Origin of the sequence: Solidesulfovibrio fructosivorans JJ], assembly GCF_000179555.1 — a bacterium.
GTDB lineage: Bacteria > Desulfobacterota > Desulfovibrionia > Desulfovibrionales > Desulfovibrionaceae > Solidesulfovibrio > Solidesulfovibrio fructosivorans.
The window spans coordinates 1-23,321 of record NZ_AECZ01000034.1 but is presented as its reverse complement, the minus strand read 5'-3'; the positions used below and the strand labels follow the sequence as shown (position 1 = coordinate 23,321).

Genomic DNA, 23,321 nt, shown 5'->3' with positions numbered 1-23,321 from the left:
CAACAGGCTTTCCCGACAGGGCGTTTTAAAAAGAACGCCCTTTTTTCTTTTATTCCTTTCCCTCTTCATCTTCTCCATCTCGAAAGTTTAGACTTTCCACCTCGTTTCCAGTATCCCCCTTGAAAAGTTTTTTGGGGGGGAGGGGCGCGGGGAGGGGACCCTTTTTTTCAAAAAAGGGTCCCCTCCCCGCACGCCTTTTCTCAATAAAAGGAGCACCACCGAATGGAAGCGCCGGACAGAAATCTCGGGTTGGACTTGGTACGTGTGACGGAAGCGGCGGCGCTGAGTTCCTCGCGCTGGCTCGGTCGCGGCGACAAGAACTCTGGCGACCAGGCGGCCGTGGACGCCATGCGGCTTTCGTTCAACACCCTGCCCATCGAGGGCATGATCATCATCGGCGAAGGGGAAAAGGACGAGGCCCCCATGCTCTACAACGGCGAGCGGGTGGGCAGCGGTCAGGGCCATGCCGTGGACGTGGCCGTGGACCCGGTCGAAGGCACGAATCTGCTTGCGTACGGCCGACCGAACGCCATTTCCGTGGTCGGCGTCGCGCCGCGCGGGTCCATGTACGATCCCGGGCCGAGCTATTACATGCAGAAGCTGGTGGTCCCGTCCGAGGCCAAGGACGTGGCCGACCTGGACGCGCCGGTGGGGGACAATCTCAAAAAGATCGCCAAGGCGCTCGGCAAGGACGTGGACGATCTGGTGGTCTTCGTGCTCGACAAGCCGCGCCACAAGGCGCTCATCGAATCCATCCGGGCGGTCGGGGCGCGCATCCAGCTCCATACCGACGGCGACGTGGCCGGGTCGCTTATGGCCGTGGACCCGGACAACGTGGTCGACGTCATGCTCGGCACGGGCGGCACCCCGGAAGGCGTGCTCTCGGCCTGCGCCATACGGGCCCTGGGCGGCCGGCTGCTGGCCCGGCTCGATCCCCAGAAGGAAGAGGAAAAACAGGCCCTGGCCGCCGCCGGCATCGACTGCAAACGCATCTTCACCGAGGAGACGCTGGTCAAAAGCGACGACACCTACTTCGCCGCCACCGGCATCTCCGGCGGCACGTTCCTCCATGGCGTCAAATTCACCGGCACCCACGCCATCACCCACTCCATGGTCATGCGCGGCAAAACCGGCACCATGCGACGCATCGAAACGCGCATCCGGCTGGATAAGTTGATGGAAATCAGCGCGGTGAAATACGACTAGAGAGCCTCCGGCGGCCAGGGGGAAACTTTTTGAAAAAAGTTTCCCCCTGGACCCCCTTTAAAAACTTTCCCAAGGAGGCAGCATCTCCCCCGGAAATCTTTCCCTAAAAAATCAACACGGTAAAACCGTCGTTCATGTAGCGGGCCATGCCGGGGTGACCGTGCATATCGTCGAGCAGCGCGAAACCTTCGGCCACGGCCGCCTCCTGGCTGCCGAGCTGATGCGAGCAAGCCCTGCACACGCCGGCGATAAGCCCCAGGGCTTTGGTTTTCTCGAAAATCGCGTGCATGGGATTGTCCTTTTTGGCCAGCTCGGCCACGAGCTTGGTCGCCTCGCCTTCCAGGATCACCTGCACCTCGTAGTCTTTTTCCCGAAAATCGATGGCGTTTAAAAGCACGTGGATAAAGCAGGACAGGTCGCCGCGAAAAGCGAAAAGCGCTACCTTTTTCATAGCAAGCCTCCTTTGCGGCGCGGGCCGGGCGTCACACCTTGCCGACAGGCGCCAGGTAGATGGTGAATTCCGTTTCTCCGTCGAGCCCGAGCAGGGCGTCCATGGCTTCCTGGTCATAGGCGGCGATGGCGCAGGTGCCGGACCGGATCGCCTCGCAGGCCAAGTACAGGTTCTGGCAGACATGGCCGGCATCCAGGGCGATGACCTTGTACGAAGCATCCCCGTAGCGCCATTCCATGCGCGCGGGAATGGTCGTCCAGATAAACGTCGCCGCGCCCCGGGCCACGAAGCGCTGGTTGAACGCGGCCTGCCCGAGCTGCATTTCCAATTGATCGGACGCGGCCAGAGGCAACAGCGCGTGCTCCACCGGCAAATAACGGTACAGCCCCGGAGCGACGCCCTCCACCCGAAAGATGGCGAGATAGGTTTCCAGGGCATGGCGGCAGCCGGCCGAGGGCACGGTCCGATACGCGACCGTGGACAGCGTCCTGCGAATGCCCTGGGTGCTCCACAGCAGGAAGGACAGTTCCTCCAGGGACAGCGCTTCGGGCTTGAAAGCGCGGTGGGACTTGCGGTCGGCGATGGCCCTTTTGACGGACACGTTGCCGACGCCGGGCCAGCCGTTGGGACCGGGAAGGGCGAAAAGCGTCGCCGACGCCGGATAGGGCTTTTGCAACGGCGGCGGCTCGATGCCCCGGCTCTGCTCCGTTGCCGTGAAATCCACCATCTTGCGGATGGTGTCTTTCAAGAAAAACTTCAAGTCCATACGCATCCAATTCCTCCCGGTTTTTCCACTCCGCGACGCCAGGACCGCCGGTAAGACCTCACGACGCCAAAACGGCGCGACAGCCGTCCCCGCGTTCCCCCTCCCGGATCAGGCGTAGCCCGCGATGATGGCGGCCAGAGCCGCCATGTCCGGTTCACGGGCGGCAAGCGGTCCCGCCTCCGTCAGCGGAAAGGCCGGCCGGTCGCTTTTCCACAGCACGCCGATGGGGATATTGTCCCCGAATTCCATGGCCTTGGCCAGGGCGGCCTGGAAGTTCGCGGGGTCGTGGTCGCCGCCAAGCTTGTAACAGCGCTCCTTGTACCAGGCAAAGGTGTTGACCTTGTTAAAGGACACGCACGGTTGCAGCACGTCGACGAGGGAAAACCCGGGATGGCGCGCGGCCTGGACGATAAGGTCGGCCAGATGGTCGATCTCCCCGGCGAATCCCCGGGCCACGAATCCCGCGCCCATGGTCACGGCCACGGCCACGGGATTGAAGGGGGCGGAGGCCACGCCGTGGGGCTGGGTCTTGGTTTTCTGGCCCATCATGGTGGTGGGGCTGGCCTGGCCTTTGGTCAGGCCGTAAATCTGGTTGTCGTGGACGATGCAGGTCATGTCCACATTGCGCCTCAGCGCGGCCAGAAAATGGTTGCCGCCCTCGCCGTACGAGCAGCCGTCGCCGGATTCGGCGAAAACGGCCAGATCCGGGTTGGCCAGCTTGATGCCCGTGGCCGCCGGCAGGGACCGGCCGTGCAGGCCGTTTATGGTGTTAACCCGAATGTAGTGCGGAGCCTTGGCCGCCTGGCCGATGCCCGTGGAAAAAGCCGCCTTGTGCGGCGGCAGGTCGAGCGCAGCCAGGGCCTTGACCACGGCCTTGCGGATGGAAAAATTGCCGCAACCGGGACACCAGGCCGTTTCGAATTCGCCGTAATCCTTCGCTGTCACCATGGCGTCCTCCTAAAGCCTCTCGAGTATATAGTCCGCCGTGAAGGGCAGGCCGTCGAAGCGGGTTATGAGCGCGTCGCAGACGGAGCCGGTTTCGCGCCGGATGAGCCGGGCCAACTGGCCGGCGAAATTGCCCTCCACCATGACCGTGCGTTTGGCCGTCTCCAGGATCGGCAAAAACGCGTCCGACGCCAGGGGATAAACCTGTGAGAAGTGGAGCACGGCCGTTTTTTCGCCCTGGGCGTTGCGTATGGCCGCCGCCTCCTGGGCCGCCCCGAGGGTCGTGCCCCAGCACACGAGCAGCGTCGCGCCGTCGGCGTTGCCATAAAGGTCCGGCGGCAGGGCCGCCCGGGTCAGGCCCGTGAGCTTGCGCATGCGCTTTTCCTGCATGGTCACGCGCACGGAAAGGTCCTCGGTGATGTGGCCGTCCGGGGTGTGTTCGTCGCTGTCGAGCACCACCGTGGCTTCGGTGAAGCCGGGAACCAGGCGCGGCGACACGCCGGAATCGGTCACGGCGTAACGCTGGTAGCCCGCCGGATCGGCCATGGTCATAAGCGGCCGGGCCACTTGCGGCAACGCGGCAAGGTCGAAGGGGACGACGTCGCGGGAGCTGTCGGCCAGAAACTGGTCGGTGAGGATGAATACCGGCGACTGGAAGCGCTCGGCCGTGTCCACGGCCCGGTGGGCCAGGTGGAAGCACTGCTCCACCGTGCCCGGGGCGAAAATGGCCCTGGGAAATTCGCCGTGTCCGGCGTGGAGCGCCAGATCGAGGTCGGCCTGCTCGGTGCGGGTGGGCAACCCCGTGGCCGGGCCCGGACGCTGGGCCACGACGATGGTGATCGGCGTTTCGAGCATGCCGGAGAGGCTCACGCCCTCGACCATGAGCGCGAAGCCGCCGCCCGAGGTGGAAACCAGGGGTCGGGCCCCGGCATAGGACGCGCCTATGGCCATGATCACGGCCGCGATCTCGTCCTCGGCCTGTTCGCAGACCACGCCCATGCGGTCGCTGTGGTCGATGAGCGCCTGCATGACCGAGGTGCCGGGGGTCATGGGGTAAAACGAGCCGAAGTTGACCCCGGCGGCCAGTCCGCCCAGAGCGATGGCCGTGTTGCCGTTGAGCATGACCCGCTTGCCCCGGGACTGGGCCGGGGCAAGGCAAGCAAAAGAAGTGTTTTGCGCGGCGGTCCAGTCCGTGGCCGCCTGAAATACGGCCAGGTTGTCGGAAACGATCCGGTCGCCCTTCTTGGCGAATTTTTCCCGGATAAGCCCGATGATCCAGGCCGGGTCCAGGCACAAGAGGCTCCCGAGCACGCCCAGGGCGGCCGTATTCTCAAAAAGCGGCTTGGGACACAGTTTTTTGTAGGGAACGGCCAGGCCGGGATGATCGCCAAGGCCGTGGGCCGCGTCGGCCAGGACCAGGGCGCGCGGCGTCAGCCTGTCCCCAAGCAACGAAAGGGTCTGCGCGGAAAGGGCCACCAGCAGGTCGATGCCTTCCGTCGGCGCGGTCACCTCCCGGCTGTCCACGCGGATGGCGTACGTATTGTGTCCGCCCCGGATACGGGACAGGTAATCCTGGGTGACGACGATGGCGTAGCCGGCCCGCACCAGGGCGCGGGACAGAAACTCGCCCACGGTGACGAGGCCTTGTCCGGCTTCGCCGCCGATGACGATGTTGACGGATGCTTCGCCCATATCCAACCACTCCTTGTCCGGCGCAAAAATGACGGCCGCCCACGACGGGCGCGGGCGGCCTGGGTACGACACTCGAAACCGGAACTAGGCCGTGGTGGTCGGCGGGGTGTATACCCGCGTGGCCAGGTCCTTATCCAGCATGAAAGCCCCGCCCGGGTTCTGGTCCACGAGCTTCAGCTTGGCGATCACGTCGGACACGTTGGCCTCTTCCTCGACCTGTTCGTCGATGAACCACTTGAGAAACGACGCCGTGCCATGGTCCTTTTCTTCCAGGGCCAGATCCATGAGCTTGTAGATGCGCGCGGTCACGCCCTCTTCATGGGCCAAGGCCTCCTGGAAGACGGCCAGGGCCGACTCCCAGTCATGGGGTGGGGCGTCGATGGCCTGCAGGATGACCCGGCCGCCGCGTTCCACAATGTAATTGTAGAACTTTTCGGCGTGGGACTTCTCCTCCTGATCCTGGACATGCATCCAGTTGGCGAATCCCATCAGTCCCTTGTCCTCGAAATAGGTGGCCATGGAGACGTAGAGATACGCGGAATAGAGTTCCCAGTGGACCTGATCGTTCAGGGCCTTTTCCATGGTCTTGGAAAGCATGGACTAGTCCTTTTTCCACAAGCCGTGGAGGTTGCAGTATTCCCGGGCGGCCACCGTGGACGCCTCGATGCAGAACAGGGCCTCGGGCTTATCGCCCGGTTTGAGGAACTGGCGGTAGGCCTTGCCGTCGGCGAGAAGCTCGATCCACTCGATGTAGTGCTTTTCCTCCATGGGGTGGGCCACGGCGCCGACCTTGACCAGATAGCCTTTGTCGGTCTTCTCGATGACCGGGACGTGCTTTTCCTTGGCCGCGTCCACGGTGTTCTCGGCCATGAGCTTCATGGGCTGGCCGCAGCAGACCAGCTCGCCGGCACCGCCATGCAGGACCTCGACGATATTACCGCACACTTCGCATTTGTAGACTTGCAGTTGTTCAGCCATGGATTACTCCTTTAGAAGCCCCGTTTTTCGGGAAAGTTGATCGCGACCGGGGCGGGGCGTCCCCGGACGCGGGATGAGCAACACCTTGTTTTTTCATAAAACACTTCTTGGCCGGGTGCGCAACCCCCAAAGGGCGACGGAAGGGAAGGACATAAAGATTTGGCCAAACCGGCCGATGACGCTCACAGAAGGCCCATCCGGGCCGGGGGGGATCGAATATGGAAGGGATGCGCAAACTACTCATATGCGGCGTGGCGACCGTATTTCTGGCCGCTGCCGCGCCGCAATCGCCGGAAACGGCCGAGGCCGGCACGCCGGCACCCCTGCCGACGCAGATTCCCATCCGGGACATAGGTTCCCCGCCGACGCCCAACACGCCGCCCGTACCCTTTACGCCGAAACCCAAGCGCGTACGGCCCCGTCGCGCCACGCGGCACAAAAAACGCGCGCCAAAGCATCCGCCGGTGAAAACGCCAGCGCCGCCGCGGACGCCGGACAATCCATCCATGCCCAAGCTCGAACAGCGCTACGAAGCGCCGACCGAGTCATTGTACCTGCCGCCCGCTCCCGCTCCGGCTCCGGCCAAGGCGGCGGCCAAGGCCCCAAACCCGAATCCCGGACAAGCGCCCGCGCCGGCCCAATTTCCGCCCGAACCCGCGCCGGCCCCGGCGCCTTCCTCCGGCGCCGCATCGACACCAACGCCCGCGCCGCAACCCGCGCCCATGCCGGCCCCGGCAGCGCCCGCGACGCCCAACCAGGCTTCAACGCCGGCCCCCAAGCCGGCTCCGGCCCAATAACCAAGGAGGCCGCCATGACGACAAAACTGCTGCGCCGCCTGTCCCTGGTCCTTATGCTGCCGCTTTTCGCGCCGCTGCTCATGGGCGCGCTTTGCGACCGGACCCCGCCCCCGCCGCCCCAGTACCCGGACGTGGCCATGGCGCTCGCCGCCGACCTCGACCGCCAGCTCGTGCCGCGCCTCGGCATGTACACCCGCGACAACAGCCGGGGGCTCTACTGGGTGGTCATCACCACCCCGGCGGACCTCGGCGACCTGGAGCGGGCCTCGCCCCTGTCGCGCCTCGTCGGCCAGGAGCTTTCCACCGCCTTCGTGGCCCTCGGCTACAACGTGCAGGAAATTCGCAAGGCCAGCGACATCATCTTCAGCCGCCGCCAGGGCGAATTTTCGCTCACCCGCGACGTGCGGGCCCTGGCCACGTCCCGGGCCACCGCCACCCTGGTCGTGGCCGGCACCTACGTCGTCACGCCAAGCGGGGTGCGCTTCGCCATCGAGGTGGTCGACGCGCGCAACAACAACATCGTGGCCGCGGCCAACCGCACCCTGCCCATGGACGCCACAGTGGGTGCGCTTGCCGGCGGAGAGGCGAGCTTTGTCTCGCCCACGGTCTCGACCACCGACCGGACGAGCTTCGAGCGGGACATGCTGCCCTACTCCATGAGCCGGCACTGGTAGGAGCTGTATTTTCACTGGATAATGCCTGGCACTCCAACCAAGCCGGGGCACCGCCGTCATTGTCCCTGCCTTTCCCCTCACCGTAAAAAGTTTTGGGGAGGGGAGAGCGCGAGAGGGGAACCCTTTTTGGCCAAAAAGGGTTCCCCTCTCGCATCTCCGTCCGCCTCCTCCCCCCCCGCCGCCGGCTTGCCAGCGGCGGGGCCATCCCCTATGATTCTTCGCAATTCGGGAAAAGGATGGGAACATGATGGAAAACCGCCATGTCCTGGTCGTGGAGGACAGCCGCGTCCAGGCCAAGATCATAAGCCAGCACATTGCCGAAGCCACGCCCTTCCCCACCATCGTGGCCCACACCCTGGCCGAGGCCGAAGAGGTCATGACCGGCCGCCGCGACGCCATCTTCGTGGCCATCCTGGACCGCAACCTGCCCGACGACCCGGACGGACGCATCGTGCCCCTGGCCACCTCGCTCGGCATCCCGTCGGTGGTCATGACGGCCTCGTTTTCCGAGGAAGTCCGCCAGCTGCTGCTCGAACAGCACGTGGTGGACTACTTCATCAAGAACTACTCCGAGATGGTCGCCATGGAGCGGCTGATCGAGCGGCTCTACAAAAACCAGTTCGTGCGCGCCCTGGTGGTCGACGATTCCAAGCTTTTCCGCCACCGCCTGAAAGAACTGCTCGGAAACCTCAACATCGATGCCCTGGAAGCCGAGGACGGCAGGCAGGCGCTGGAAGTCTTGGCCGCCAATACGGACGTGACCCTGGTCATCACCGACTACAACATGCCGAACCTTGACGGCTTCGGCCTGATCGAGGAAATCCGCCAGACCCGGGACAAGGACAAACTGGCCATCATCGGCGTTTCGGCCGAGGACGGCAGCCACACCGTCAAGTTTCTCAAAATCGGGGCCAACGATTTCCTCATCAAGCCGGTGCAGGTCGAGGAATTCTCCTGCCGGGTCAACCAACAGCTCGACATGCTGGAGATCCTGACCAAATATCGGAAATTGTGCGGCAAGCAGAACAAATAGCACGACCGGCGAAACCGCGTCGCCGCTGGCGCATCCCGGCGTTTGCCGCCGGGCTGGTTCTCGCGGTCGGGCTGGCCTTTTTTTGGGCCACCGCCTCGCCGCCCTTTCCCCTGGCCGCGTTGTCGCCGCCGGGCGCGACGGTGGTCGCGGCCCGAAACGGCACGCCGTTGCGCCTGTATCTGGCCCCGGACGACGCCTGGCGCTTTCCGGTCAAGCTCGCCGCCGTATCCCCCATCCTGCCGCGCCTGATCATCGCCGCCGAGGACAAGCGCTTTTACGACCATCCCGGGGTCGATCCCCTGGCCGTCGTTCGAGCCGCCTTCTCCAACTTGCGCGCCGGGCGCGTGGTCTCCGGCGGCTCCACGCTGACCATGCAGCTGGCCCGGCTGGCCGATCCCAAGCCGCGCACGCTGGCCGCCAAGATCGAAGAGGCGCTGGCCGCCCTGGCCCTGGAGCGCAAGCTGCCCAAGCGGGCCATCCTCGAGCGCTATCTCAATATGGCTCCCTACGGTGGCAATATCGTGGGCGTCGGCGCGGCCAGCATGTTCTACTGCGGCAAGACGCCGGACCGGCTGTCCCTGGCCGAGGCGGCGCTTTTGACCGTCCTGCCGCGCGCGCCTTTCGCCCTGGACCCGACGAAGCACCCGCAAAACGCCAAGGCGGCCCGCGACAGACTGCTTACGGCCCTGGCCAGACGAGGCGTGATCACGGCGGCAGCGGCGGACCAGGCCAAGCGCGTCCCGGTGCCCAAGCGCCTCTACCAACCGCCCTTTTTCGCGCCGCAATTTTGCGACATGGCCCGGGACGAGGCCGGGGCGCTCCCGCGCGTGGACACCACCCTCGATCCCGAGACCCAGAAGGCGGCAACGGACATCCTGCGCGGCCGCAAGGCCTGGCTCGCCAGCCAGGGCATCGGGGCCGTGGCCGCGGTGGTGCTCGACCCGGCCAGCCACGAGGTCCTGGCCATGGTCGGGTCCACGGACTTTTTCGGCGACACCCGCTTTGGCCAGATCAACGGCGCGACCATCCGCCGCTCTCCCGGCTCGGCGCTCAAGCCCTTCCTCTACGCCTACGCCATGGACCAGGGCCTCGTTTTTCCCCAAAGCCAGATCCTCGACATCCCGACCGGATTCGGCAACTACAGCCCCAAAAACTACGACGGGCATTTCCGGGGACGGGTCACCACCGAGCAGGCGCTGGTCACCTCGCTGAACGTCCCCGCCGTGCGGCTATTGAATACGGTCGGCACGTCGCCCTTCCTGGAACTCTTGCGGCGCGGCGGCCTGTCCAGCCTGGACCAGCCGGCGGCGCACTACGGCCTGTCGCTCATTCTCGGCGGCGGCGAGGTGACGCTACTCGCGCTCACCAACCTGTACGCCGATCTGGCCGGCGGCGGCGAGCACCGCCCGCCCCGGCTGCTTCGCGACACGCCGTCCGTACCCGCGATCCGGCTTTTTTCGCCCGAAGCCTGCGCCCTGGTGACCGAGATGCTGACCAAGGTGGAGCGGCCGGACCTGCCGACCTCCTGGGAGCGGGCCCTGGCCGTCCCAGCCGTGGCCTGGAAGACCGGCACCTCCTACGGCCACCGCGACGCCTGGGCCGTGGGCTATAGCGCCGGCCGGGTCATCGGCGTCTGGGTCGGCAACATGGACGGCACGCCGGTTTCTGGCATCTCCGGCACGGTCTACGCCGGGCCGATTCTCTTCGAGCTCTTCCGGGCCCTGGAGCCCCACGGGTCGCGTCTGGCCGCGCCGCCGGGACTCAATATCCGCGAAATCGAGGTCTGCGCCGAAAGCCGCCAACTGCCCGGCCCGGACTGCCCCAGACGCGTGACGGCCAAAATCATCCCCGGCGTGACCAGACTCGGCCCCTGCCCCGTCCACCACCGCCTGCTCGTGGACGCGGTTTCGGGGCTGGCCCTTTCCGGGGACTGCCTGGCCACCCACGCGGCCAAGTCCGTGACGGTGACCAGCTACCCGGCCGAGCTGGTGTCCTGGTGGCGCGGGGTCGGCATTCCCTTTGTCCCCCCACCCGGTCCGGAACCGGGCTGCGGCGCGCCGCGCGGGGAAGGACCGCGCATCGTTTCGCCAAGCCCCGGCACGCCCTACGTATACCGCCGCGACGCCCCGGCCGCTTTCCAACGCATCGCGCTTACCGCCGACGCCCCGGCCGGGAGCCGGCGGCTGTCCTGGTACGTGGACGGAACGCTGACCGCCCAGGGCGCGCCCGGAGCCACGCTTTTCTGGCAGCCGAGCCCCGGCAGCCACCGGCTCGTGGCCGTGGACGACCAGGGCCGGGCCGACGCCGTCACCGTGCATATCGAATGAGAAGGAGGAAACGCCATGAGCGCCGTTTTGGATTTCTCGATCTTTCCGCTGGACAAGGGCGTGAGCCTGTCCGCCTACGTGGCCAGGGCCATCCGCATCGTCAAGGAAAGCGGCCTGCCCTACGTGTTCTCGCCCATGTCGACCAGCGTCGAGGGGGAATGGGACGAAGTGCTGGCCTTGGTGACCCGCTGCAAGGACGAGCTGGCCAAGGACTGCGACCGCATTCATGTCGCCATACGGGTGGACTGGCGTGACGGCCCCGGCGGGCGGCTTTCGGCCAAGGTCAAATCCGTGGAGGAAAAGCTGTAGACCGGCCGCGCGACCCGCAACCGTTGCCAAGCAACGTACCCGGGGTTACACAAGCAAAGGCGCAGGCATCCCGCAAGCGCCTTTGCCCAGGTCCGCCCCAGGCCGGCCGTCGGGTCGGCATACCCGCACACCGCAACATCCGAGGAGTGATCATGCTCAATCAGCTGGCGCAAATGGACATGAGCATATACTTCCAGTCTGTCGTCTTCCTGATCTTTATCGCCATTTTACTAAGACTGCACTGGAAAATCGGCTCGTTCATGCACGTTGCCTCGGCCATCGTAAAATATGTGGTGCTAATCTGCATCTTCATCTATATTTTTCTCAACTGGGCCAGTGACGTCAATCCGAGCCTGCGCAACAGCAGCCTGCTCATCATGACGCTCATCAATATCTATCTGCTGTGGCATATCATCATCTCCTCCGTGGAGCTTCCCTATCGCCGGGCGCTTAGAAGCTGTGTGGACGGCGTCTGCACCATGACCGACCTTGAACAGGCTTTCAACAACGGAAAGCGCTACTACAAGATCCGTTACTTGTGGACTTCTCTCGGCAGCGGCGTCGCGCCCTGGCGGTTTCTGCGCGGCATCGCGGCCGAACGCACCCGCGACGACCTGCATCGCGTGTTCGTCGGTCTCGATCCCAAAAGCTCCATCTTCGGCTCGAGCCTCTTCAACCATTTCCTGCTCCAGCAGCTAGACGCCGACAAGTCCATGGACGCCGCCAAGCGGGCCGAACGCCGCCGCGCTATAGAATTTCTGGGCAGCGACCCCTGGCTGTCGGAAAAGACCGGGGAATTTTTGAACCACCTGCTCGCCACGCCGGAAGGCCTGTTGGAAAAAGGCCTCAAGGACACGTTGCAGGACGCCGGCAAGATCGCCTGACGCCGCTACGGCTCCGGGGGCGAGAGGCAACCGCCCGCAACGCGCATCGTCTCTCGCCCGCGCCTCTCCCCTGTTTTTGCCTCACGGGCCGTCAGAGCGGAAGCCACAACCAGCCCAATCGAAACAACGGGAGGGCGAACATGGGCGCACGCGCAAAGAGCCCCCTTTTCCTGGCAGCGCTCGTTCTGGCCTGCCTGCTTTCCCCGATATCAGCCGAGGCCAAATGCCGGCCGGCGGCGCTGTCCATCGCCGTGGACGCCGGGCACGGGCCGAAAATTTCCGGCGCGACCAGCGCCACCGGCCAGCCGGAATACGCCTTCAACCTGCGCCTGGCCAAACAGGTCGTCGCCGCCCTCAAAGCGGCCGGTTTCAGCCGCGCCTTTCTGCTCGATCCCAAGGGAGCAGACCTGCCTCCGGCGGCCAGGGCCGCCCGGGCCAATGCGGCGGGAGCAGGACTTCTGCTCTCCATCCACCACGATTCGGCGCAGCCCCAATTCTTCGAGACCTGGACCGTGGACGGCAAGACCCGCCGCTACTGCGACCGCTATCACGGCTATTCGGTGTTCTATTCGGGGAGAAACCCCAGGGCGGCGGCCAGCCTGGATCTGGCCAAACGCATCGGCGGCCGGATGACCGCGGCGGGCTTTCCCTTCACCCGCCACCACGCGGCGGACATCCCGGGCGAACGCCGGCCGCTTGTCGACGACAAGGCCGGGGTCTACCGCTACGACGGGCTGGCGGTGCTGGCCAGGGCGCGCATGCCGGCCGTGCTGCTGGAGGCGGGAGTCATCGTCAACCGGGAAGAGGAAAAGGAACTCGCCGGCGGCAAGCGACAGGAAAAAACCGCCCAGGCCATCGCCCAGGCCGTCACGAACTGGTGCGCCGCGCCATAGGCGCTTGAAAAGAGACTGGGGGGAAACCTTTCTTGCAGAAAGGTTCTCCCCCCAGCCCCCCTTTCCAAAGACTTTTAATAGGATACTTTGCCTATTACGAACAAATTCAACCTATTATAAAGTTTAGGAAGGGGAGAGCGCGAGAGGGGAGAACCCTTTGCAAAAGGGTTTCCCCTCTCGCACTGTCTTCATCTCCCCTCCTCTAAACATTCGCGGCCAGGCGCTCCCAGGCCAGGGCCCGGGCGCGTTCGGCGAGCTGGAGCATTTCGGGCTTGGAGATCTGGTCGTCCGCTCCCACGGCCTCGCCCTTGTGGCGCAGGCTGTCGGTGATAAGCGATGAAAAGAGGATGACGGGCAGTTGCTTGAGCACCGGGTCCTCTTTGACCTTGCGGGTGAGACTGTGACCGTCCATGGCCGGCATTTCGATATCCGACACCAGGACGTGCACGAAATCGGTGATGGGCCTGTTTTCCCTGGCCGCGGCTTCTTTCCACTCGGTCAGTTGCTCCCAGGCGATGCGGCCGTTGATCGTGCGCGTCACCTCGAAGCCGGCCTTTTCCAGCGACGTCCCGATCATGCGGCGGATGGTGGTGGAATCGTCGGCGATAAGGGCCTTGAACACCATATCCTTGTCGGGCAGCTCCTTGTGGCGCTCGACAAAGACCTCATGGTCGAGTTCCTTGAGCGCCAGATTGGGATTGAGTTCGGCCACGATCTTTTCCATGTCCAGGATGAAGACCACCCGCTTTTCGAGCTGCACCACGCCCGTGACGGAGTTGCCGGAATAGGTCTGGACCTGGATGCTCGGCGGCTCGATCCGCTCCCAGCTGAGGCGATGGATGCGGGTGACGCCGGAAACGCGAAAAGCGCTGACCACCCGGTTGAATTCCGTCACCACCACCTTGTCGGAATCCGCTTCCGATCGCTCCTTGCCGAGCCAGACCGCAAGATCGACCAGAGGCACCACCTTGTCGCGCAAATTGAAGGTGCCAAGCACGCAGGGATGCGGCGCCTGGGGCATCTCCGTGACTTTGGGCAGACGGATGATCTCCAGCACCTTGGCCACGTTGACCCCGTAATACCCGGTGTAAACCTTGCCGGAAGGCGTTGGCTCCTCCAGAAAAAACTCCACGATTTCAAGCTCATTCGTACCAGACTCAAGAAGGATATTCGTATTGCTCATGGCGCAGGGGCTCCGGGGCGGACTGTGCGGGCGATAAAGACCTTCTGGAAAGAATATTGGAAATATTACGCCGTTGTCGAGAAAAAAAGCAAGAACCGGCGAGCAAGGGAGGGCGAATTGACACATCCCGCGCTTCCTGGCAGCCTTGCAAAAGTGGAAAGGTTATAAAAAGGCATGCCTTCATCCTGAATTATCCGGGATAATGCCATGAAGAAATGTCTTTTCCGTGCCATTTTGGCGCTTCTTGCCATGGCGCCCTGCCTGACCGGCCCGGTTCGGGCGGCCGGTGAGCCGGTCACGCTTTTCGTTTTCGACAGGCAGCCCTATTACCATCTGGATAGCGGCCGCCCCGACGGCGGCTTCCTCCTCACCCTGGCCCAAATCGTCTTCCGGCGGGCCGGCGTGCCCTACCGCATCCGGGAAATGCCGCCCGGCCGCATCCTGGCCACGTTCGAAACCGAGGACGTCAATTCCTGCGCCGTGGGTTGGCTGCAAACGCCCGCGCGTCAGCGCTTCGCCCGCTTCAGCGCTCCCATCTACGTCAACAAGCCTCTAGGCGTCGCCGTGCGCGCGCCGCTCGCGGCAAAGGACGGTCCCCAACCACTCGGCGACCTTCTCAAAAAACATTGGAAATGGGGGCTCCGCCTGGGCTTTTCCTATGGCCAAGCCCTGGATGCGGCGTTTGCCGCCGCGCCGGCCGGCACGGTCACGCGTTTTTCCGATCCCACGATCATGCTGCGTCTTTTGGCCAAGGGCCGGCTGGACGCCATACTGATCGAGCCCGAGGAACTCTCCTGGCTGCTTGAGCGGGAACCGCGATTGGCGGCCGCAATGCGTTTCGTGCCGCTAGCCGGGGCCAAGCCCCGGGCCCGGCACATCATGTGCGACGACGCCGTTTCACCGGACGTCATGCGCCGGCTCGATGCCGCCATCGACGAAATCCTCGGCCCCGCCTCGGACACAATCCGACGGACCGAGGCCATGCGGCATTAGATCCGGCAGGCGAATGCTCTATTCGTGTATAAGGTCCGACGCCCAGCTGTAAAAAAGGCGGATTCAGGCGATACGGTCAAGCAGCAGGTGGGAAAAATAGCCGAGCACGGCGGCGATGTAATACGGCAGGAACGGCCGCCACGGCATGCCCAACAGCAGCATGGGCCCAAGCAGGATGGTGCACGGCACGAGAAGCGCCGCCCACCAAGTGTGGGTCCAGCCCCGATGGGAGCCGATGGCCGGCAACAGGCCGCAAAACCCGAGCACAGCCGCGTAGCGGTATTGTTGTCGGACAATAAGGATGGCATCGGCCAGAAGCGCCGCGCCGTAAAAAAACCGCCGTCCCGTGGAGTCGGTGTCCACGTCGGGGAAAAGGCCCCCCAGGATGGCGAAAAACCCCAGGCCGGCCATGGTCTCGTAGCCGGGGCGGTAGACGCCGAGCCACCAAGCCCCGGCCACCGCCGCGCCGGTCACCACCGCCGCGCCGGCCATATGCGTCTTGTATCCCGGCATGGACAGGCTGGTAGCATTGCCGACGCCCCCCTGGCAAGGAGCGACGCTTCTTGACGCCGTACCCGGCCGCCGCTACCACCAAACATCCGCAACACCCAACCCCGGAACCCCAATGTCTGTGAAAAAAACCGTTCCCGCCCTGTCCGCGTTTTTCGCCATCCTGCTTTTCGCCCAGGCGCTCGCCTTCGCCGCCGGCCCGAAAGTGGAGATCTTCATGACGAGCTGGTGCCCCTACTGCGCCAAGGCCGAGGCTTTCTTCAAGGCCAAGGGCGTGCCGTTTACCGCATCGGACATTGAAAAGGATGCCGCCGCACGTATGCGCTTCCAGCGTTACGGCCAGCGCGGCGTGCCGCTCGTGGTCATCGGCGACGTCGTCATCCCCGGCTACTCCGTGGCCGAATACGAAAAGGCGTTGGCCGTGGCCAAGGCCGGACCGTCCGCGTCGTCCCAGCCCAAAATGGTTTACGGCAAATAGGCGGTTGCGCCATTTTTTTAAGGAGTACCCCGTGCCAAGCGCCATCCAGCACGCCTTCACCCAGCGGGCGAAGGCTATCAAGATATCGGCCACCAAGCTCATGCCCATGATCGCCGCCGGCGTCGGCGACTGCGTCTCCCTGGGCCAGGGCGTACCCTCGTTCGGCACCCCGGCCCATGTGGTCGAAGCGGTCTGCCGGGCCCTGCGCGATTCGCCGGCGGCGGGCAAGTACTCGCTGCAACCCGGCATGCCCGAACTGCGCTGGGCCGTGGCCGAGAAGCTCGCGACCGAAAAAGGCCTGCAAGCCAATCCGGAGACAGAAATCGCCATCACCGTCGGCGGCATGGAGGCGCTGTTGTGCGCCGTCCTGTGCCTGTGCCAGGAAGGCGACGAAGTCATCGTGCCCGAGCCCTTCTACCCCTCCCATGTGGAGCAGGTCTGCCTGGCCCAGGCCACGCCCGTGCTCGTTCCCCTGCGCCGGGGCGACTGGAGCCTCGACCCCGCCGCCGTGGCCGCCGCCGTGACCCCGCGCACCAAGGCCATCATCATCAATTCGCCCCACAACCCGACCGGATCGGTCTTTGCCGAAAAAGACCTGCTGGCTGTGGCCGAAATCGCCCTGCGCCACGACCTCTACGTCATCTGCGACGACACCTACGACGCCCTGTCCTACGACGCGCCGGCCTTTTCCCTGACCACGGTCAAGGAGCTGCAACCGCGCCTCGTGGCCGTGGGCAGCTTTTCCAAGCGCTACGCCCTGACCGGCTGGCGGGTGGGCTTCGCCTTCGCCCCGGAACCGATCATGGCGCAAATGCTCAAGGTGCACGACTGCACGGCCATCTGCGCCCCCACCCCGGCCCAGATCGCCGCCCTGGCCTCCCTGACCGGCCCCCAGGGCATCTTCGAAGGCTTTGTGTCCACCCTGGCCGCCCGGCGCAAGCGCATGCAAAAACACCTCGACGCCATGAGCCCGACCGTGCGCTACAACAAGCCGGGCGGCGCGTTCTACGTCATGGCCCGCTACGACCTGCCCGCCGCGCCCATGAACGTGGCCACGCGGCTGATCCGCGAGGGCAACGTCATCACCATCCCCGGCGACAGCTTCGGCCCCGGCGGTGAAAGCAGCCTGCGCCTGTCGTTCGGCGGCGACGAGGCCGATATCGACGCCGGCTGCGAACGCCTGGCCGCCTGGTTCGAGGCGGAACGGAAGAAGAGCTGAGACTGTGGGGGAGGGAGGCCCCTTTTTGCAAAAAGCCTCCCTCCCCCACACCCCCACCCTCCCCGAAAAACTTTTGACGGGAACAGCCGGGAGGTATGCTTTGCCGTTGGAGACGCCATGACCGAACAGGGACCGGAGGTGACGCTCGGAGAGGGGACCATCGGCTACCGCGACGGCGCGGAAGCTTATCTGCTGCGCTTTTTCAGCGAACATACCGTTGGCGAGTACGAGCTTTTCCCCAAGGACGCGCCCTGGGCCATCCACTACCACCTGACCCCGCGCCGCAAGACGCTCCTGTCCTGGATCGATTTCGGACCGGGCGGACGCATCCTGGAACTCGGGGCCGGCTGCGGCGCGCTCACCGCCCACCTCGTCACCCTGCCCCATGCGATAACGGCCGTGGAAGGCTCGCCCGAACGGGCGGCCGTCATCAAGGCCCGCTGCCGGAATGCCCGCAATCTGGAAATCGTGGCCGCCAACGCCGCCGGCCTGCCCTACGAGCACCAATACGACGTGGTGACCCTCGTCGGCGTGCTGGAATACGCCGCCGCCTTCGTCGACGGCCCCAGGCCCCATGAGAGGCTCCTCGCCGAAGCCCGACGCTATTTGAAGGACGATGGCTGCCTGATCCTGGCCATCGAAAACCGCATGGGCCACAAATACCTGGCCGGCCTGCCCGAGGACCACACCGGCCGGCCTTATGCCGGCATAAACGGCTACCCCGGCCCTGGCGCGGCCCGCACTTTCGACCGACCGGCCCTGACCGCCCTGCTCGCCCGGGCCGGATTCCCCGTCAGCCAGTGGTATTATCCCTCCCCGGACTACAAAACCCCGGACGCCGTGGTGTCCGAACGCGCTCTGGGCATGGCAGGCATCGACGTCCTGCCCGTGCTCGAGCTGCCGACCCGGGACTACGACGGCAGGCATTGGCCGGCGTTTAGCGAACGTCAGTTTTTGCGCTCGGCCCTGGCCGCCGGCACGGCCGGCCATTTCATGAATTCCTTTCTGGTGCTGGCCGCCGCCACGGACGATGCGCCGCTGCTCGCCGCCAATCGCGGCACCCTGGCCGTGGCCGTAAACGCCGATTCCTGTCCGCCGCGCTTCCAGACCATGACCCGGTTCGTGGCCGCCGGCGACGGCGTGGACGTGCTGCGGCGAAATCTCCACGACCTGCCGCCGGCGACCTTCACCTCGGGCAGCCAGCACATAAAAGCCCGCGAACCCTACCGGCTCGGCTACGTCAGTTTCCTTCAGGCCACGCTTTGCGCCGTGGAGGACTGCGACATGGCCGGCGCGGCCAAGACACTTGCGACCTGGATGGAGCACATCGCCTCCCGGGCCAGGCCGGCCGGGCCGCAAAGCGCAGCCGGCTTCGCCGCCTTTTGCCGCGACCACCTCGGCCGGGCCATCTACCCGGACCGGGAGAGCGAAGGCTGGCTGCCGGGAAGCCTGCTCGACGCCCATCCGGGCAACGTGCTCTTTCACCCCGAAACGGGCGATATCCGCTACATCGACCTGGAATGGCGGCTTCGCTGCGACATCCCCCTGCAACTGCTCATCGACCGGGGCGTGAACCTCGTCGGCCAGAAGCTCGGCGCGTTGGCGCCCTATCTGGACCTGCCCCCGGGAGCCTCCCTGCCGCCGGGCCTCGAAGCCCGCATATCCCGCCATCCCCTGTGCCGCCGGTCCGACGCGGCCTCCCTCGACGCCGTCACCCAGTGGCTTTTCGCCGCCGTCACCCACGGCGACCTGGACTACCGCCAGCAGGGCCGGGCCCTTTAAGACCTCTTCCCCCTCGCCGACCAATGGCGTATGGGGAAACCGGACTTTCTCACCGCAAGGACATTTCCCTTTATGCATGTATTCGATCACGGCTCCGGCGCGCCCGGACCGCAGCCCGTCACGACTGCCCATTCTCCCGCGCTGGCCATGCTCGGGGTCAACCTCATGGTGTTCATGGCCACCCTCGACATGAGCATCGTCAACGTGGCCCTGCCCACCCTGGTCAAGGCGCTCCATACCGATTTCGCCGTCATCCAGTGGGTGATCCTGAGCTACGTGCTGGTCATCGCCAGCCTGCTGCTGCTGGTTTCCCGCCTGGGCGACATGCACGACAAGAAACGTATTTTTTCCACAGGGCTGCTCCTCTTTGTCGGCGCATCCCTGTGCTGCGGGCTGGCCCCGTCGGTGCATTGGCTCATCGCCTTCCGGGCCGCCCAGGGCATCGGCGCGGCCATGAGCCAGTCCCTCGGCATGGCCATCGTCACCCAGATTTCCCCGCCCTCCAGCCGGGGCCGGGCCCTGGGGCTCATCGGCGGCACGGTGGCCATGGGGCTCATGCTCGGCCCGCCCCTTGGCGGCGTGCTGATCGGCTTTGCCGGCTGGCGTTCCATGTTCCTTTTAAACGTCCCCATCGGCATCGCGGCCCTTTTCGTGGTGCACCGCTTCATGCCGTTCCTGCCGCCGATCAAGGAAGGAGAACGCTTCGACATCCCGGGCGCGATCACGGCCAGCCTGACGCTCGGCAGCTATTGCCTGGGCATGACCCTGACCCAGCGCAACGGTTTTTCCGATCCGACGGCGATGGGGCTGCTGGGCGTCGCCCTGGCCGGACTGGTCCTTTTCCTCGCCATCGAACGCCGGGCCAAAGCGCCCATGCTCGACCTCTCGCTTTTCGCCAATCCCTTCATAAGCCTCGGGCTGGCCATGTCGGTGCTGGTCTTCATCACCGGGGCCAGCGGTTTCATCATGCCGTTTTTCCTCCAGTCGGCCCAAGGCCGGACCGTGATGGAAATGGGGCTCATGATGATGATCCTGCCCTTCTCCATGGCGCTCACGGCCCCCATCGCCGGCAGTCTGGCCGACCGCTACGGCTCGTGCCTGATCCGCATCATAGGGCTTTCGATCCTGTGGTGCGGCACCATGGCCCTTGGCGGCCTGACCGTAACCACGCCCTGGTGGGGCTACATGTTGCGCTCCATGCCCGTGGGACTCGGCATCGGCATTTTCCAGGCCCCCAACAACTCGGCGATCATGGGCGAAATGCCGCCGCACCGGCTCGGCGTGGGATCGGGGCTGGCCAACTACGCCCGGGTCTTCGGCCAGTCCACGGGACTGCCGCTGGTGGGCACGGTCTTCACGTCCCTGGTGCTGACCTCGGGTCATGTCGGACCACGCATGGAGCTGACCAGCGCACCGCCCGACGTGCTGGCCGCCGGTGTGGCCGGAGTGTTCCGTTGGCTGGCCGGACTGCTGCTCGTGGCCATCGGCCTGGGCGCGCTCACCTGGCTGCTGACGGCCCGGCGCAACCATGCGCAACGCGGCTGAAACGCCGCCGCCTTTATGCCGCATTGACAGGGCCGACATCCCTCACCTACATATTTTCCCACATGAGCGATCACGCCGTTATTATGGATACGCGCGTCCCCGAAAGACAGGCTCAACGGCTCCAGGAGGCCGTGGAGAATCTTTTTGCCTGCTGCCAAGCCCGCATCGCCATGCAAAGCGAACGGTTCAACCTGCCGCCGGCGGCGCTGCGGGCGCTGCTGACCCTGGGCGAAACACGCTATCTGGCCCCGGGCGAGCTCGGCCGCAGGCTCGGCGTGACCAAAAGCCGGGTGACGGCCGTCACCACCGGGCTCTCACGCCAGGGGCTCATCGAAAAGCATCCCGATCCGGCCGACGCCCGGGTCACCCTGCTCTCCCTTACGCCGGCCGGAAAGCGCGCCTGCGAGGAAATCCGCACCTTCATGACCGGCCTTTTCACCAGCATCCTGTCCATGGTGGAACCGGACAAGCGCGAGGGGGTGCTGGCCTCGCTCGAATCGCTGCGTCGCTGCATGGACGCCGTGCGGGCTGATCTCAAGACCTGACGGGGGGATCCCACTTCCCAAGGACCGACGTTTCGTCCATAGTCCCGCCATGGACATCCCGCTTCTTCCCGACGTCACCATCATCTTCGCCCTAGCCGTCCTGGTTATCCTGGTCTGCCATCGGCTGAAGATTCCGGCCCTGGTCGGCATGCTCCTGACGGGCGTGGTGTGCGGCCCCCACGGCCTGGGGCTGGTCCAATCGGCCCACGATGTCGAAATCCTTGCCGAACTCGGCGTCATTTTGCTCCTTTTCACCATCGGCCTGGAGCTTTCCCTGTCCGACCTGTCACGGCTCAAGCGACCGGTATTTCTCGGCGGCGCGGCCCAGGTGCTTTTGACCTGGGGCTTTTTTTTCGGCCTTGCCATGTTCCTGGACGTTTCCGGCGGCGCGAGCATTCTGCTCGGCATGCTGGCCGCCCTCTCCAGCACCGCCATCGTCCTTAAAACCTTGCAGGAACGAGCCGAGATGGAGGCCCCCCACGGGAGGGTTATCCTCGGCATCCTGATCTTCCAGGACCTGCTCGCCGTGCCGTTGACCCTGGCCGTGCCGCTTCTGGCCGGCCGGACCTTCGGATTCACCAATTCCATCGTGTTTACGGTGTTCAAGGGCGCGGCCGTACTGATCCTGCTGGTGGTGCTCTCGCGCAAGCTCATGCCGCGCCTTTTGCTCTCCATCGTGCGCACGCGCAGCCGGGAGCTTTTTCTGCTCACGGCGCTCGGCATCTGCCTGGCCGTGAGCCTGCTCACCGCCGCCATCGGCCTGTCGGTCTCCCTCGGGGCGTTTCTGGCCGGGCTGCTCCTTTCCGGCTCGGACTACCGGGAAAGCCTGCACGAGGCGGTCCTGCCCTTCAAGGACGTTTTCACCTCGCTCTTTTTTATCTCCATCGGCATGCTGCTCAATGTCGCGGCGGCCTGGGACCACGCCGGCCAGATCCTCGGCGCCGTGGTCCTCATCCTGTGCGTCAAGGCGGTCATGGCCGGCATCGCCACGCGCATCCTGGGCTACCCCGCGCGCACGGCCGCGCTGGCCGGCGTGGCCCTGTGCCAGGTGGGCGAATTCTCCTTCATCCTGGCCAAGGCCGGCTTTTCCCACCACGTCATTTCCGAGCATTTCTACCAAAAATTTTTGGCCGCAAGCATCGTGACCATGGTGCTCGCCCCCTTCCTCATCGCCGCCGCGCCGCGTCTGGCGGCGCTTTTTTGCCGCCTGACCGGCATCCGGGACACGCCCGCGACCACGCCCGAACCCGGGCTTGCCGACCACATGATCATTCTGGGTTTCGGGGCCGGCGGACGGCAACTCGCCCGGGCGGCCAAGGCGGCGGATATCCCCTACGTCATTTTGGAGATGAACCCGGACACGGTGCGCAACGAAGCGAAAAAGGGCGAGCCCATCCATTTCGGCGACGCGTCCAAGCCCGGCGTGCTGGTCCATATGGGGGTCCGCGACGCCAGGGCCCTGGCCGTGGTCATCTCCGACGCGGCCGCGGCCAGACGCGCGGTGGAAATCGCCCGGTGCGAAAATCCCGCCCTGTATATCGTCGCCCGCACGCGGTTCAGCTCCGAGATCAAGGCCCTGCTCGACCTCGGGGCCAACGACGTCATTGCCGAGGAGTTCGAAGCGTCACTGGTGGTTTTCGCCCGGGTGCTGGCCAAGTTCATGGTGCCGCGCGACGACATCGAGCACATGGCCCAGGACATCCGGCGCGAGGGCTACCGGGCCATGCTCCCGGATTCCCTGGCCGCCATGGCCACGTTCTCGCCGGACAAATCCCTGGCCGGACTCCATGTGGCGATCTTTACGGTGGATGCGGCGTCGGCCCTGGCCGGGCGCACCCTGGAGGAAGCCCGGTTGCGGCGCGACCACAACCTGACCGTGGCGGCGGTGCGGCGCGGCAGGGAGTTTCTGCCCAACCCCGACGGGCCGTTCGCCCTCTCCCCGGGGGACAGGCTCTACGTCATGGGCACGGCCGAATCGCTCAAAGAGGGAGCCTCCCTCTTCAACGCCGCCCCGACAGAGGTGTAACGTAGGGAGCTTTGGAAGAGAGGCCCCCGGGGGGAAACCTTTCTTGCAGAAAGGTTCTCCCCCCGGACCCCCTTTCCAAAGACTC

At 65.2% G+C, this 23,321-nt stretch carries 23 protein-coding genes; 15 read left to right on the top strand and 8 right to left on the bottom strand.

The window, feature by feature from the left end:
- The first annotated feature begins 222 nt into the window (after positions 1 to 222).
- Positions 223 to 1,206, top strand: a complete 984-nt coding sequence (glpX, locus tag DESFRDRAFT_RS17375; RefSeq protein ID WP_005996119.1) for a class II fructose-bisphosphatase — start codon at positions 223 to 225, stop codon at positions 1,204 to 1,206.
- A 103-nt stretch (positions 1,207 to 1,309) separates the two neighbouring features.
- On the opposite strand, the gene DESFRDRAFT_RS17370 is transcribed toward glpX, so the two are convergent.
- From DESFRDRAFT_RS17370 to DESFRDRAFT_RS17345, 6 genes are all read right to left on the bottom strand, one after another.
- Positions 1,310 to 1,657: a hypothetical protein gene (locus tag DESFRDRAFT_RS17370; RefSeq protein WP_005996117.1), complete on the bottom strand. Its 348-nt coding sequence runs from the start codon at positions 1,655 to 1,657 to the stop codon at positions 1,310 to 1,312.
- A 31-nt stretch (positions 1,658 to 1,688) separates the two neighbouring features.
- The gene (locus DESFRDRAFT_RS17365; RefSeq protein WP_233489645.1) at positions 1,689 to 2,423 is read right to left on the bottom strand and encodes a SagB/ThcOx family dehydrogenase; all 735 of its coding nucleotides are present in this window, start codon (positions 2,421 to 2,423) and stop codon (positions 1,689 to 1,691) included.
- Between the two features lie 108 nt (positions 2,424 to 2,531).
- The gene (locus tag DESFRDRAFT_RS17360; RefSeq protein ID WP_005996115.1) at positions 2,532 to 3,371 is read right to left on the bottom strand and encodes a 2-oxoacid:ferredoxin oxidoreductase subunit beta; all 840 of its coding nucleotides are present in this window, start codon (positions 3,369 to 3,371) and stop codon (positions 2,532 to 2,534) included.
- A gap of 9 nt (positions 3,372 to 3,380) precedes the next feature.
- Positions 3,381 to 5,060 (bottom strand): 2-oxoacid:acceptor oxidoreductase subunit alpha, encoded by a 1,680-nt coding sequence (locus DESFRDRAFT_RS17355; protein WP_005996114.1) that lies wholly within the window; start codon positions 5,058 to 5,060, stop codon positions 3,381 to 3,383.
- 84 nt (positions 5,061 to 5,144) lie between these two features.
- The gene (locus tag DESFRDRAFT_RS17350) at positions 5,145 to 5,657 is read right to left on the bottom strand and encodes a ferritin (RefSeq protein WP_005996113.1); all 513 of its coding nucleotides are present in this window, start codon (positions 5,655 to 5,657) and stop codon (positions 5,145 to 5,147) included.
- A 3-nt stretch (positions 5,658 to 5,660) separates the two neighbouring features.
- Positions 5,661 to 6,038 (bottom strand): desulfoferrodoxin, encoded by a 378-nt coding sequence (locus DESFRDRAFT_RS17345; protein WP_005996112.1) that lies wholly within the window; start codon positions 6,036 to 6,038, stop codon positions 5,661 to 5,663.
- Positions 6,039 to 6,265: 227 nt separating this feature from the next.
- Here DESFRDRAFT_RS17345 and DESFRDRAFT_RS22360 point away from each other — a divergent pair, with 227 nt between their 5' ends.
- The 7 genes from DESFRDRAFT_RS22360 (at position 6,266) to DESFRDRAFT_RS17315 (ending at position 12,955) form a co-directional block, all read left to right on the top strand.
- Entirely contained in the window at positions 6,266 to 6,835 is a 570-nt protein-coding gene (locus tag DESFRDRAFT_RS22360) for a hypothetical protein (RefSeq protein ID WP_144005074.1), read from the top strand.
- 14 nt (positions 6,836 to 6,849) lie between these two features.
- Positions 6,850 to 7,509, top strand: coding sequence for a FlgO family outer membrane protein (locus tag DESFRDRAFT_RS17340; RefSeq protein ID WP_005996111.1), 660 nt, complete (start codon positions 6,850 to 6,852; stop codon positions 7,507 to 7,509).
- Positions 7,510 to 7,753: 244 nt separating this feature from the next.
- Positions 7,754 to 8,542 (top strand): response regulator, encoded by a 789-nt coding sequence (locus tag DESFRDRAFT_RS17335; RefSeq protein ID WP_005996110.1) that lies wholly within the window; start codon positions 7,754 to 7,756, stop codon positions 8,540 to 8,542.
- Positions 8,521 to 10,869 carry a penicillin-binding protein 1C gene (pbpC, locus tag DESFRDRAFT_RS17330; protein WP_005996109.1) on the top strand — a complete coding sequence of 783 codons (2,349 nt, stop codon included), beginning with the start codon at positions 8,521 to 8,523 and terminating at the stop codon, positions 10,867 to 10,869. The genes DESFRDRAFT_RS17335 and pbpC overlap by 22 nt, the downstream gene beginning before the upstream one ends.
- Before the next feature lie 15 nt (positions 10,870 to 10,884).
- Positions 10,885 to 11,178, top strand: a complete 294-nt coding sequence (locus DESFRDRAFT_RS17325; protein WP_005996108.1) for an MTH1187 family thiamine-binding protein — start codon at positions 10,885 to 10,887, stop codon at positions 11,176 to 11,178.
- Positions 11,179 to 11,330: 152 nt separating this feature from the next.
- Positions 11,331 to 12,062: a hypothetical protein gene (locus DESFRDRAFT_RS17320; RefSeq protein WP_005996107.1), complete on the top strand. Its 732-nt coding sequence runs from the start codon at positions 11,331 to 11,333 to the stop codon at positions 12,060 to 12,062.
- 140 nt (positions 12,063 to 12,202) lie between these two features.
- Entirely contained in the window at positions 12,203 to 12,955 is a 753-nt protein-coding gene (locus DESFRDRAFT_RS17315) for an N-acetylmuramoyl-L-alanine amidase family protein (protein ID WP_005996105.1), read from the top strand.
- Positions 12,956 to 13,157: 202 nt separating this feature from the next.
- Here the strand turns inward: DESFRDRAFT_RS17315 and DESFRDRAFT_RS17310 are convergent, their stop codons facing one another.
- Positions 13,158 to 14,138 carry a chemotaxis protein gene (locus DESFRDRAFT_RS17310; RefSeq protein ID WP_005996104.1) on the bottom strand — a complete coding sequence of 327 codons (981 nt, stop codon included), beginning with the start codon at positions 14,136 to 14,138 and terminating at the stop codon, positions 13,158 to 13,160.
- Between the two features lie 207 nt (positions 14,139 to 14,345).
- Between DESFRDRAFT_RS17310 and DESFRDRAFT_RS17305 the strand changes: the two genes are divergently transcribed.
- Positions 14,346 to 15,131 carry a substrate-binding periplasmic protein gene (locus DESFRDRAFT_RS17305; protein WP_005996103.1) on the top strand — a complete coding sequence of 262 codons (786 nt, stop codon included), beginning with the start codon at positions 14,346 to 14,348 and terminating at the stop codon, positions 15,129 to 15,131.
- A gap of 63 nt (positions 15,132 to 15,194) precedes the next feature.
- Here DESFRDRAFT_RS17305 and DESFRDRAFT_RS17300 read toward each other — a convergent pair whose 3' ends face one another.
- The gene (locus DESFRDRAFT_RS17300) at positions 15,195 to 15,644 is read right to left on the bottom strand and encodes a metal-dependent hydrolase (RefSeq protein WP_005996102.1); all 450 of its coding nucleotides are present in this window, start codon (positions 15,642 to 15,644) and stop codon (positions 15,195 to 15,197) included.
- 112 nt (positions 15,645 to 15,756) lie between these two features.
- Between DESFRDRAFT_RS17300 and DESFRDRAFT_RS17295 the strand changes: the two genes are divergently transcribed.
- From DESFRDRAFT_RS17295 to DESFRDRAFT_RS17270, 6 genes are all read left to right on the top strand, one after another.
- Positions 15,757 to 16,119 (top strand): glutaredoxin family protein, encoded by a 363-nt coding sequence (locus DESFRDRAFT_RS17295; RefSeq protein ID WP_005996101.1) that lies wholly within the window; start codon positions 15,757 to 15,759, stop codon positions 16,117 to 16,119.
- Between the two features lie 31 nt (positions 16,120 to 16,150).
- Positions 16,151 to 17,338: a pyridoxal phosphate-dependent aminotransferase gene (locus DESFRDRAFT_RS17290; RefSeq protein ID WP_005996100.1), complete on the top strand. Its 1,188-nt coding sequence runs from the start codon at positions 16,151 to 16,153 to the stop codon at positions 17,336 to 17,338.
- Between the two features lie 117 nt (positions 17,339 to 17,455).
- A complete protein-coding gene (locus DESFRDRAFT_RS17285; RefSeq protein WP_005996099.1) occupies positions 17,456 to 19,120 on the top strand; it encodes a class I SAM-dependent methyltransferase in 1,665 nt (554 codons plus the stop codon).
- 72 nt (positions 19,121 to 19,192) lie between these two features.
- Entirely contained in the window at positions 19,193 to 20,665 is a 1,473-nt protein-coding gene (locus tag DESFRDRAFT_RS17280; RefSeq protein ID WP_005996098.1) for an MFS transporter, read from the top strand.
- Between the two features lie 131 nt (positions 20,666 to 20,796).
- Entirely contained in the window at positions 20,797 to 21,210 is a 414-nt protein-coding gene (locus DESFRDRAFT_RS17275; protein WP_233489644.1) for a MarR family winged helix-turn-helix transcriptional regulator, read from the top strand.
- A 49-nt stretch (positions 21,211 to 21,259) separates the two neighbouring features.
- Positions 21,260 to 23,236: a monovalent cation:proton antiporter family protein gene (locus tag DESFRDRAFT_RS17270; protein WP_005996096.1), complete on the top strand. Its 1,977-nt coding sequence runs from the start codon at positions 21,260 to 21,262 to the stop codon at positions 23,234 to 23,236.
- The last annotated feature ends 85 nt before the right edge of the window (positions 23,237 to 23,321 follow it).